The sequence below is a fragment of the Streptomyces sp. NPDC048514 genome (assembly GCF_043199955.1).
Lineage (GTDB): Bacteria > Actinomycetota > Actinomycetes > Streptomycetales > Streptomycetaceae > Streptomyces.
Genome location: NZ_JBICWT010000002.1, coordinates 315645 through 327605, shown reverse-complemented (window position 1 = coordinate 327605; position 11961 = coordinate 315645). Strand labels below are relative to the sequence as shown.

9 protein-coding genes are annotated in these 11961 nt (G+C 71.8%); 5 read left to right on the top strand and 4 right to left on the bottom strand.

The annotated features are described in order from the left end of the window. The first annotated feature begins 402 nt into the window (after positions 1 to 402). The 5 genes from ACGFT2_RS04325 (at position 403) to ACGFT2_RS04305 (ending at position 5186) form a co-directional block, all read left to right on the top strand. Positions 403 to 1923 carry a catalase gene (locus tag ACGFT2_RS04325; RefSeq protein ID WP_393273327.1) on the top strand — a complete coding sequence of 507 codons (1521 nt, stop codon included), beginning with the start codon at positions 403 to 405 and terminating at the stop codon, positions 1921 to 1923. A gap of 435 nt (positions 1924 to 2358) precedes the next feature. Then, entirely contained in the window at positions 2359 to 3276 is a 918-nt protein-coding gene (locus ACGFT2_RS04320) for an SDR family oxidoreductase (protein WP_393273325.1), read from the top strand. Between the two features lie 133 nt (positions 3277 to 3409). Next, entirely contained in the window at positions 3410 to 3556 is a 147-nt protein-coding gene (locus ACGFT2_RS04315) for a hypothetical protein (RefSeq protein ID WP_393273323.1), read from the top strand. Continuing rightward, positions 3556 to 4830, top strand: a complete 1275-nt coding sequence (locus ACGFT2_RS04310) for a PP2C family protein-serine/threonine phosphatase (RefSeq protein WP_393273881.1) — start codon at positions 3556 to 3558, stop codon at positions 4828 to 4830. Before ACGFT2_RS04315 ends, ACGFT2_RS04310 begins: the two co-directional genes overlap by 1 nt. Beyond that, positions 4827 to 5186 (top strand): STAS domain-containing protein, encoded by a 360-nt coding sequence (locus tag ACGFT2_RS04305; RefSeq protein ID WP_393273322.1) that lies wholly within the window; start codon positions 4827 to 4829, stop codon positions 5184 to 5186. Before ACGFT2_RS04310 ends, ACGFT2_RS04305 begins: the two co-directional genes overlap by 4 nt. Before the next feature lie 126 nt (positions 5187 to 5312). Here ACGFT2_RS04305 and ACGFT2_RS04300 read toward each other — a convergent pair whose 3' ends face one another. The 4 genes from ACGFT2_RS04300 to ACGFT2_RS04285 all read right to left on the bottom strand — a co-directional run bounded on the left by ACGFT2_RS04300 (position 5313) and on the right by ACGFT2_RS04285 (position 11953). After that, positions 5313 to 6533, bottom strand: coding sequence for a metallophosphoesterase (locus ACGFT2_RS04300; protein WP_393273320.1), 1221 nt, complete (start codon positions 6531 to 6533; stop codon positions 5313 to 5315). A gap of 315 nt (positions 6534 to 6848) precedes the next feature. Further along, entirely contained in the window at positions 6849 to 9026 is a 2178-nt protein-coding gene (locus tag ACGFT2_RS04295; protein WP_393273879.1) for an FUSC family protein, read from the bottom strand. A gap of 331 nt (positions 9027 to 9357) precedes the next feature. Further along, entirely contained in the window at positions 9358 to 10533 is a 1176-nt protein-coding gene (locus ACGFT2_RS04290; RefSeq protein WP_393273319.1) for a glutathione-independent formaldehyde dehydrogenase, read from the bottom strand. A gap of 298 nt (positions 10534 to 10831) precedes the next feature. Continuing rightward, positions 10832 to 11953: a hypothetical protein gene (locus tag ACGFT2_RS04285; protein WP_393273317.1), complete on the bottom strand. Its 1122-nt coding sequence runs from the start codon at positions 11951 to 11953 to the stop codon at positions 10832 to 10834. Positions 11954 to 11961 lie beyond the last annotated feature (8 nt).

Sequence of the window (11961 nt, the reverse complement as noted above, 5' to 3'; positions counted from 1 at the left end):
CGCACCCCTCCGCGGGCATGACAGGCGCACGGCACCACCCCTCGGCGCGGCACGGACCGATGACGTCGGGACCGTCTCCGCGATGCCGGCGCGGGTGCCCTGAGCGTGCGCGACGGGTGCCCTGAGCGTGCGCGGCCGAAACCGTGGCCCGCGACCTGCAGAAGCAGTCGGGAGGGATCGGGAGCCGACCTCGGGGACCACTCGATGTCGGCCCTTCTGCGTAGGTCGGTCGGCGCGAGGGCGTTTATCCGGTCCTCTCCGGGTCACGCGACCCAGGGGAACGAGGTGCCGGCCGGGACCGACCGCGCCGCGCGAGCGCGCGGAGACGGCAGCCCACACCGCACGGGTCGTCGGCGCCCGAGGAGCCGACGTCGCTGCCGGCGCACCACGAAAGGGAGACTCATGACGGAGATCCGACCCGCCACCACCACCGACTCCGGCGCACCGGTGGAGAGTGACGAACACTCGCTCACCGTGGGCCCCGGGGGGCCGATCCTGCTGCAGGACGCCTATCTGATCGAGCAGATGGCGCAGTTCAACCGGGAACGGATCCCCGAGCGCCAGCCGCACGCCAAGGGGAGCGGCGCCTTCGGCCACTTCGAGGTGACGCACGATGTCAGCGCGTACACGAAGGCGGCCGTGTTCCAGCCCGGTACCCGCACCGACCTGGTCGCCCGCTTCTCCACCGTCGCCGGTGAGCGGGGCAGCCCGGACACCTGGCGTGACCCGCGCGGCTTCGCGGTGAAGTTCTACACCAGCGAAGGCAACTACGACATGGTCGGCAACAACACGCCGGTGTTCTTCGTGAAGGATCCGATGAAGTTCCAGCACTTCATCCGGTCCCAGAAACGCCGCGCGGACAACAACCTGCGCGACCACGACATGCAGTGGGACTTCTGGACCCTCTCCCCGGAGTCCGCACACCAGGTCACCTGGCTGATGGGAGACCGCGGCATCCCGCGGACCTGGCGCCACATGAACGGCTACACCTCCCACACCTACATGTGGATCAACGCCGCCGGCGAGCGGTTCTGGGTGAAGTACCACTTCAAGACGGACCAGGGCATCGAGTATTTCACCCAGCACGAGGCCGACCAGATGGCCGCGGCCGACACGGACTACCACACCCGGGACCTCTTCGAGCACATCCGGGACGGCGACTACCCCAGCTGGACCCTGTACGTGCAGGTGATGCCGTACGAGGAGGCCGCGGGCTACCGGTTCAACCCGTTCGACCTCACCAAGGTGTGGCCGCACGGGGACTACCCGCTCATCCCGGTCGGTCGCATGACGCTCGACCGCAACCCCACCGACAACCACGCCCAGATCGAGCAGGCGGCGTTCCAGCCCAACAACCTGGTCCCCGGTATCGGGCCGAGCCCGGACCGCATGCTGCTGGCCAGGCTGTTCTCCTACGCGGACGCCCACCGCTACCGCATCGGCGCCAACTACCAGCAGCTGCCCGTGAACGCGCCCGTCGTCGACGTCCACACGTACTCCAAGGACGGGGCGATGGCCTACCGGAACACGACCGACCCGGTGTACGCCCCGAACTCCAAGGGCGGCCCCGCGGCGGACACCGAGCGCTACGGCTCCCCGCCCAGCTGGGCCGCGGACGGCGAGATCACCCGCGCCGCCTACGTCTCCCACCCGGAGGACGACGACTGGGGGCAGCCCGGCACCATGGTGCGCGAGGTCCTGGACGACGCCGCCCGCGATCGTCTGGTCGACAACGTCGTCGGCCATCTCCTCAACGGAGTGAGCGAGCCCGTCCTGGAGCGTGCCTTCACGTACTGGTCCAACATCGACGAGACCATCGGCAAGCGCATCGCCGACGGCGTACGGGCCAAGGCCGACGAGAAGGACCCCAAGGCCGCCGAACAGGGCAGCCCCGCGCGAAGCTCCATGCAGCACAAGGCGTGAGGGGCTCGGTCGGCTCCTGAGGGCGGACACCACCGCCATGCCGAAGGAAGCCGCGGGGGACCGGCGCCGACGGCCCGGCGAGGCGGAGCGGGCGCTCCCCGCGCCGGGCCGCCGACGGTGCCCGAACCGATCGCGTCGGCACGGCCGGTGAAGCAGCCGCCCCGGGTGCGCTCGGCGCCGAACGCACCCGGCTTTCCCGGCCCGGGAGGGCACCCGGCTTTCCCGGCCCGGGAGGGCACCCGGCTTTCTCAGCCCGCGACCGCCGAACGCGCCCGGCTTTCCCGGACCGCGACCGCATCCGGCGTTCCCGGCCCGCCCCGGCCGACGCACCGGCTCAGCCCGCCACGGCCGAGCGCACCCGACGCTTCCCGGCGAGCCGCCACCGAGCGCCGCGGAGGAGGCGGCCGACACGGCAGCGGGAGAAAAGGGGATCGCATGCCTACCGTCCGCCACAACCGCCCCCACCCCGCCGAGCACGACAGCCCGCTGCGGGGCCGGGTCGCCGTGGTCACGGGCGCGGCACGCGGCGTCGGCGAGGCCCTGGCCAGGCGGCTGTCCGCGCAGGGCATGCGGATCGCGCTGCTCGGCCGCGAGGAGGAGACCCTGTCCCAGGTGGCGGCCACCCTGGCTACCACGACCGTCTGCGTCGCGGCGGACGTGACCGATCAGGCCGCGCTCGACCGTGCCGCGCGGCAGGTCGAGGAGCGGCTCGGGGCGGCCGACGTCGTCGTCGCCAACGCCGGCATCGCCGTCGGCGGACCCTTCACCAGCACCGACGCCGAGCTGTGGCGGCGCGTCATCGACGTCAACCTGGTCGGCGCGGCGAACACCGCCCGGGCCTTCCTGCCCCAGCTCGCCCGGACGCGCGGCTACTTCCTCCAGATCGCGTCGACCGCCGCCTTCGGCTCCGCGCCGATGATGAGCGCGTACTGCGCCTCCAAGGCGGGTGCGGAGTCCTTCGCGCTCGCACTGCGCGGCGAGGTCGAACCCGAGGGGGTCGCCGTCGGCATCGCCTACCTGCACTGGACCGGCACCGACATGCTCGCCGGCATCGACGAGCATCCGGTGCTGAGGGCCCTGCGCCGGCACCAGCCGTCGTTCGCACGGCGGATCCACAGTCCCGCCCAGGTCGCCGACTGGCTCGCCACCGGCGTCACACACCGTGCCCGGAGCATCTACGCGCCCCCGTGGCTGCGCTGGTGCCAGCCTTTGAGGCCGCTCTTCCCGTTCGTGGTCAGCCGCGTCGCCCGACACGAACTGCGGGAGGGATCGACCGACGACCTCGGGGCCGACGTCGGGGTCCTCGGGGCGGGTGGGCACGCCGACTGGACGTCCTTCAGATCGGAGACCTGACCTACGGCGGCTCCCTCGTGCGCGAGCACGGCGAGCGGATCCGGTCGCCGGCGTCCGCCGATGGCACCCACGTCACCGCCGCTCGTCGCCGACGGACGGAAACGGCGGCCTCTCCGTCTGCGAGGATGGCTGCATGGACGCGCGGAGCAGGAACCAGGTCTTCGCCCGGATGACGTTCGCGTCCGACGACCGCGACGACCTCGCCGGCCTGGGTGTGCCCACGCCGGCCGCCCCGTGTTCCCGCGACGCGATCGCCGAGTCCGCGGGAGCCGCCCGATGATGTGCCGGACCGGCGACGAGGGAGAGGGTGCGGACGCGCACCGCGACGAGCGGTCGCCCGACGAGCGGGCGCAGTTCGCCGCGCTGCTGGAGGACAGCGTCGAAGACCTGTACGAGCACGCGCCCTGCGGCTATCTGTCCACCCTGCTGGACGGCAAGATCGTCAAGATCAACAACACCCTGCTGGGCTGGCTCGGCGAGCGGCGCGACGATCTGGTGGGCCGCAGGAACTTCTCCGACCTGCTGACCGTCGGCGGCCGGCTCTACCACGAGACCCACTTCGCCCCGCTGCTGCGGATGCAGAACGAGATCAGCGGCGTGGCCCTGGAACTCAAGGCCGCCGACGGCTCCCGCCTGCCGGTCCTGGTCACGTCGACCGTGAAGAGGGGCAGCGACGGGCAGCCGCTGCTGATCCGCACGACCGTCTCCGACGCCCGAGACCGCCGTGCCTACGAGACGGAGCTGCTGCGCGCCCGCGAGGAGGCCGACCGGGAACGCGACCGTCTCCAGCGCCTGGCCACCACCCTGCAGCAGACCCTGCTGCCGCCCGCGCTGGCGAGCGTGCCCGGCCTGGACGTCGCCGCGTACTACCACATCGCCTCCGTCGACGAGGTCGGCGGTGACTTCTACGATCTCTTCCCGCTGGCGGCCGGCACGTGGGGGCTGTTCCTGGGCGACGTGTGCGGCAAGGGCGCCGCGGCCGCGGCCGTCACCTCCCTGGCCCGCTACACGCTGCGTGCCGCCGCCGTCTACGACCCGGACCCGGCCGCGGTCCTGGACAACCTGAACACCGTCCTGACCCACGAGTACAACGGCACCGACCCCCGGTTCTGCACCGTGATCTTCGGTCTGCTCACCCCCGACCCCGACCGCGGCGGTTTCCACATCACCCTGGCCAGCGGAGGGCACCCGCCCGCCCTGCTGATGCGGGCCGAGGGCACCGCCGACTACCTGCCCACCCCGGGCGGACAGCTCATCGGCGCCCTGCCCGACGCCTGCATCGCGACCACCACCGTCCACCTCGCCCCCGGCGACACCCTGCTGCTGTACACCGACGGACTCACCGAAGCCCACATCAACGCCACCACGGGCGACGGAGAACGCTACGGCGACGACGCCCTCCTGGACTTCGGCCGCGCCCTGGCCCCCACCGTCGCGGGGGACACCGTCGCCGCCATCCGTGACCTGCTCGACACCTTCGGCGCCGGTGTGGACGACGACACCGCCGTCCTGGCCATCCACGTGCCCCGACTCCCCGGTGGAGAGCAGAAGTGACCCAGTACCTGACACTCCACACCCGCAGCACCACCGCCGGGGCGGTCATCGAACTTGCCGGCGAACTCGACCACCGCACGGCCGCCGACGTCCGCGAAGCGCTCCCCGGCCTTCGTCTGCGGGCCGGCCAGCAGCTCGTCCTCGACCTCGGAGCCCTCACCTTCTGTGACTCCAGCGGCATCACCGTGCTGATCTCGGCCCGTAACCACGCCCTGGCGGCCGAAGCGAGCATCGCCCTGGCAGCGGTGCCCCACCGGGTCAGCCGGATCTTCCGCATCGTCGGCCTGGAGCAGGTCTTCCCCAGCTACCCCACCGTCCAGGACGCCGAAGCCGCCTGGCACCCCACCGCCGGCTGACCGGCGTGCCCGTCGGCGTGCGATCCCGGCACGGACATGGACGGCGTCGGCTCGGCCGTCGAGTCCCGCCCCCTACCCGCCGGACCGCACGGACGACTCCAAGTGGGTGCGTTGGCCTGCCCGGTGCTACGGCCGGGTGGGCGGGTGCGGGGAGCGGAGCACGAGCAGGGTGATCTCGCTGGGGGCGAAGACGCGGAACGGCGGGCCCCAGAAGCCGGTGCCGCGGCTGGTGTAGAGGAGGGTGCGGGTGCCGTGGTGGCTGAGGCCGGCGAGGGCGGGCTGATCGATGCGGACCAGGTGGTGGAAGGGCCAGATCTGGCCGCCGTGGGTGTGGCCGGAGAGTTGGAGGTCGATGCCGGCGGCTGCCGCCCGGTCGATGAACTTGGGCTGGTGTGCCAGGAGCAGGACGGGCAGGTCGGGGTCGGCGCCGCTCAAGGCCCCGGCGAGGTGGGCGCCGTGGCCTGCCAGGCCGGAGGACTCGGCGGTGACGTCGTCCACGCCGGCGACCACGAGGGTGTCGCCTCCGCGTTCGAGCAGCAGATGGCGGTTGCGCAGCGGCTCCCAGCCCAGCTCGTCCATCAAGTCGACCCAGCCCTGGGCCTCGCTGTAGTACTCGTGGTTGCCGGTGACGTACACACAGGCCCGGGTGGCCCGCACGGTACCGAGTGGGGCGGCCTGGGCGCGGCGGCGTTCGGCCGTGCCGTCCGCGATGTCGCCGGTGTGGCAGACCAGGTCGGCTTTCAGGGTGTTCACCGTCTCGCACACCCGTGCCGACCAGCGGGTGCGATCGAGCGGGCCGTAGTGGGTGTCGGAGATGAGGACGACACGGATGCCGTCCAACGCGGCACCCAGCCGGGGGAGTTGCACGTCGAGTCGGCGCACGCGTGGCACACGGCGCGCTTCGGCGTACCCCCAGGCGAGCAGTACGGCGGTCACGCCGAGGACGGCCCACGTGACGCTCCGGGCCCGGTCCTGACTCTCGCCGGCGCCGGCCGCGGTCAGGGCGAGCCGCAGCATGACGCCGAGCAGAACGGACCAGGTGAACAGAAGCCAGCCGGTGCCCAGCAGGGTGTCACCGATGATCGCCGCCCGGTCCTGCTGGCGCCGGCCGTGGCCGCGCATCATCGCGAGCGGCATACCGATGAGGCCGAGGGCGAAGAGGGCGGTGCCGACCAGTGTGACGGGCAGCGGCCAGTGCTGGCCGGTGTACAGGAGCACCCAGCAGGGCACGGCCCACAGCAGGACGGGGGCGATCAGCGGGATGTAGCGCATCAGGCGGTGCAGTCGGCTGTGCCGCGGCGCTTGGGCTTCGCTGTCGGCGGGCCAGGTGTTGCTGGTGTCGGTCACGCTTCCCCTCTCTGACCGGGCTGCCGTCTCGCGCACTGTATCCGGTCGCCCTCGGGCCGGCCGGACCGGCTTTCGAGGCAGCGGCTTCGAGGCGCTCCTGGAACTGACCCGCCCATGCGTCCAGAGTCCCTGACACTCCGTCACGGAGATCAGTGGTTCGTACTGGGAGCGGCTCCGCACTACCGGGCTCCGAACTGCCGGCCCTGGCGGGTCCATCCTTGTGCCGGACACCGGCGTAGGTGTGGCGGCGCTCGGCGCGGCCGGGAGACTGTCTCCCGTTCCAGGAGGCGCCGCGCTCTTATGTCGCCGGCGCCGTCACCCACCTCGGTGCGCGGGCCCTGATCCGTCACCTTCCGTCGCCGCGGCGGCCCGCACCCGCTGCTCCTCGCGAGCAGAGCCGACGTCCCGTTCCAGGGGTGTGCGGCTCACGGCTGTCGCGAGGTCTTCCAAGGCCCGTTTCTGCAGTTCGGCTTCGCGCCGCACGACCGGGCTCCCGTTGCCGGCGGCGGTGTCCTCCCACGCGTGGAGCGCCTCCTCCACGCGTCCCCAGTCCGGATTCCTGTGCTCGCGCACGGCGACTGCCGCTTTTTCGGTGTCCGTCTCCAGGGCCTCGGCGAATCGCTCCGCCTCGGGGACGAAGGAGCCGTCGGCCCGCGGGACGTGGCTCTCCATGAGCATCGCTGCCCGGCCGAGCCCCTTGAGCGCCTCCTGCGCCTCCTGCGCCTCGCGTGACGTCAGACCCCTGGGGCGGACAGGTTCCTGCCTTGCCCGGTCGTACGCCTCCTGCCAGGCGGCACGTGCCTCCCTGCTCTCCAGCAGTGCCCGGCGCATGTCAGCGTGATGCTCCCGGGTCGGTTCGGCGTAGTCGCGGAGGACCGCGGCCGCGTAGCGGCCGTTGGCGGCGAGCCAGTCCGCGAGCCGGCCCGGCAGCCGGGGTGTCTCCCATGCGGGGAACACCACGTACGCCAGCATCGCCAGGGCCCCGCCGAGCAGGGTGAGCAGCACCCGCTCCGGGACCGTCTGCTCCCATGCCTGGCCGCCCATGCCGAGCAGGAAGACGACGTAAGCGGCGGTGAAGCACTGGGAGTAGGCGTAGCCGGTACGGTTCAGCGTGTACGACAGGGCCGCCGAGACCACCGCCAGCGCGCCGGACACACGGGCGTCCGTGCCCAGGGCCCGCACCATGCCGGTGGCGAGTGCGACCCCCGCCAGGGTCCCGGCGAGACGGGCCACCGCACGCGCGTACGTCCGGTGGAAGTCCGGCCGCATCACCATCACCGAGGCGATGGGCGCCCAGTAGCCGTGGCCCAGGGGTAGCCGGGCGGCGATCAGATAGCCGAGCGTGGCGACCGCCGCCAGGCGTACGGCGTGCCGGAACACGGGCGAGTCCCGGCGGAGCTCACGGCGCACCGCCCGGACGACGACCGGGACCAGCCGGAGCAGTGTCGGGCGCACCAGGAACTGGGCGCCGGCGGGGCCGGGCGGCGTGGGCGTCCTTCCGCGTGCGCAGCCGCTCCCGGCGATCTCCAACGCCTCGCCGAGCAGTTCCACGAGCCGCTCGGCGGCTTGCCGCGCCGGGCCCTCCAGCACCTCGTGCTCCTCGTCGACGCGCAGGACGTCCGTGCTCTCGGGCCGCACCTCGGCGGGAGTGCCCCGGCGGATCGAACGGGCGGCCGCATCCAGGACGTCGGCGGCCGCGTCGAGCAACTCCCGCGCGCGGTCCCGCCCGGGTCCTTCCGCCGGGGCGCCGACGTCGGGGTCGGCGAGCGCGGCGACGACCGGCCGAATGCGCTCGGCGAGTCCCCGGGGGCCGTGCAGGACGGGGGGACGGGTGCGGGCCTGTGACGGCGTCACGGCGGCCGCGTCCCGGGCCGTCATCAACGGCTCCGGGTCGAACGAGGCGGTCGGGTCGTGCCGCAACCGGCGGGCGTAATCCGCCACGGCGGCCAGGGCGTCGGCGAGCGCGTCACGATGCGCTCCCCAACGGCGGATGGGGAACAGCAAGATCAGCACGGCCTGTGTCACGCCTCCGAGGGCGATGACCCCGGCGTGCTCCAGGGCTCCCCCGACGCTCGTGGGCAGGGTGATGGTCACGAGCATGCTGCCCACGGTCGACGCCGCGACGATCCCAGCGGTCGATCCGACGGCCCACGCCATTCCCGCGGCAAAGGCCCATACGGCCAGCAGTGGGAGGAACGTGACGAGTCGCCCCGCCGCCAGGTAGCCCACGAAGGTGCTGAGCGCCAGACCCGCGCCCGCGCCGAGCGCGACCACCTTGCGTGGACGCCAGCTGCGCTGGAAGGTGGCCCCACCCGCGGAGTAGGCGCCGAGGGCGGCGGACGCGGCGTACGCGGGGGAGATCAGCCACAGCGTCGGCCCGACGACGATCGCCACCCCGGCGGCCGTGCGCAGCGCGAGCAGGGGCTCCAGTCGCGTCTCCTCGATCGTGAGCCCGGATCGCACGACTTCCCCGAAGGCCCGCAGCCACGTCACCGGTGTCCGCCTGGCCGGGACGCCCTGCCGGGTCGCGTCGGGCTGGGTGAGGTGCGGCAGCCGTCGGACAAGGAAGCCTCCCACCGGGCCCGCGAACCGGCCGGCGGCCGCAGCCGCTGGACGGGATGCCGCCCCTGCGGACACTGCTGAGCGTCCGCAGTCCGTCCTCCGGCCGGAGCGCGGGCAATCGCTGTTGGTTCGGGTCCGGCCGGAGCGCGGCGATCGCCCCCAGCACCGCCGGCGGACGGGCAGCAGGCCACCCGTCCCCCGGACCGGTCCGGGGGAGACAGGGAGCGCCGGCCGGCCCCGAGTCTCTTACCGCTTTACCGCTCTACCGCTTGCGGCCGTTCCCGTGTCCGTTGGGATGCAGGACCACCTTGGTCCAGCCCTCGTCACGGGCGTCGAAGTGCTCGTAGGCGGTGGGGGCCTCGTCCAGGCTGAGCTCGTGGGAGACGACGAAGCTCGGCTTCGCCTTCCCGCCGGCGATCAGATCCCGCAGCGCCCGGTTGTACTTCTTCACCGGCGCCTGCCCGGTCCCCATGCGCTGGCCCTTGAACCACATCATGCCGAAGTCGATCGGGACCTTGCCCTGAGCCTCCAGCTCCCCCTGGGCTTCCGCGCCGCCGGGGTCCTGGGGCAGGAACACGCCCACCACGCCGATGTCGCCGGTGAACCTGACCGAGTCGATCAGACCGTTGAGCGTGAGGCTGGCGTCCTCGTGCCCCTGGGGGTCGTGTGCCTGGTAGCCGACGCATTCGCAGCCGTTGTCGGCGCCCAGCCCGAGGGTGGCCTCCTTGACGACCTCCGCCGGGTTCTGCTCGGCGGTGTTGATCGGGATGGCCCCGATCTCCTCCGCCTTGCGCAGCCGGTCGGGCTGGTGGTCGGCCGTCCAGACGCGTCCGGCGCCCTTGAGGAGGGCGGAGTAGGTCGCCATCAGCCCGACGGGACCGGCGCCGAAGACGATGGTCTGGTCACCCGGTTTGACGTGGGCCATCTCGGTGGCGTGGTACCCGGTGGGGAAGATGTCGGCGAGCATGACGTAGTCGGTCTGCCGCTCGGCGGCGTCCTCGCCCAGACGCAGCGCGTTGAAGTCGCCGTAAGGTACGCGGAGCAGCTCCGCCTGGCCACCCTGGTAGGGGCCCATGTCGGCGAATCCGTAGGCGGCTCCGGCGAGGGCCGGTTCCGGCTGCATGGTCAGGCAGTAGTTGGTCAGACCCTGCTCGCACTGCTTGCAGAAGCCGCAGGCGATGTTGAAGGGCAGGACCACGTACTCGCCGACCTGGATTTTGCGGACGGCCGAGCCGACCTCCACCACCTGGCCCATGTTCTCGTGTCCCAGGGTGCGGCCGGACTCGAACGAGGTACGGCCCTCGTACATGTGCAGGTCCGAACCGCAGATGTTGGTGGTGGTGATCTTGACGATGATGTCGCAGGGGTGTTCGATCTTCGCGTCCGGTACGTCCTTCACTGTGACCGTCCGCGGGCCTTCGTAGACCGCTGCTTTCATGGTGGCTTCCCTTAGTGTCGCGGTAGGGCGCTGATGGGGAAGGCGCAGAGAGCCTGACTCTCGTAAGTGCTGCGTCGGGGCCCGGGACTCCGGCACGCCTCTGGGGGCCGTTCACCTGGATCAGATGGAACGGTCTGTCGCCGCCGGCCCCGCCAGACGGAGCTTCGGCGCTCCGGCGGCGTGCCGTGCGGGTCCCCGTCAGCCCCCGAGGCGAAACAACAACGCACCGACCGATCAGCGGAATCTCCGGAACCGGGCGACCACCGACCGACGTCACATCTCCGGCTGAGGTCACCCGCTAGTCACCGTTGTCGTCCCGCAGCACCCTGCGACGCTCCTGTTCGCGCTTGGAGTAGGCGGCTGCCCGGATCGCCTCGTCGCTCTCCAGGCCCGATCCCAGCGCGCCGCCCACCGTGGCGACCGAAGCGACGAACCAGGACAGCGTCCAGTACTCCGCGGCGTGCAGCGGGGTTCGTGTCGTGGAAGCGAACACCCGGTCGTTGAGGATGAACAGCGCCCATACCAGATTGACGACCACCAGACCCGCGTAGCAGACGAGCACCCCGATACCCACGGTCACGACCGTCGAGGCGTTGTAGAGAGCCGCCCTCTTCCTCGCCTCCGGCGAAACCTCATCCGTTCGATGCCACAGGTTCGCGTCCACGATCAGCCAGCCGATCATGAGAGCGACAGACCCGACCGTGGCGATCACCAGGCGTGGCGTGCTCAGGGAGGTGGCGAGGTTCCAGATGGTGGAGTTCACGGTGGCGACCGCTCCCGTGGCGAGTGCGGCCGCCAGGGCTTTCGACAAGCCCGGCACCAGACGCCACGGCCGGTTGGCGCGAACCATACCGAGGAGCACCCTCAGGTAACCGCGCGGCCCACTGACGATGTACCGCAGATCGGCGATCTCCTCCTCACCAACCTGGTCCGGATGAATGGGCGCGAGACGACCGATGAAGGGCCCCCGCAGCGGCTGACTTCCCGAAGGCTCCGCAGGCCCGGTGGCCTGCGGACCCGCCAGGCTGAGCACGGCTTCTTCCACGGCCTGCCGGGCCCTCGTCTGCAGCCGGAAGCCCCCCAGCGTGGGAAGAGACAGCAGCGCCACGCCGTGTTCGTGACTCAGATCCACCACGAGCTTGCGCCCATGTGAGTGCAGGGGAAGGTCGGTGAGAGCCACGACGATGTCCCAACTCTCCGCACTTCCGCGGTCCATGATCCGGTGCATCAGGGTGGGTGGGTCCTCGGCCCCTGCGGTGAACGGCTCGCTGACCACCTCGACGTCGAACCGTTGTCCCCGGCCCGACCTGCCGGCGAGCCGGTCAGGAAGCATCCGGGCCATGCGCTGCGCGATCTCCGTGGGCGCATCCGGATCCGCCAGGAGAGCCACGACCGTAACGCCCTGAGACGACACCCGCATGACTCCCT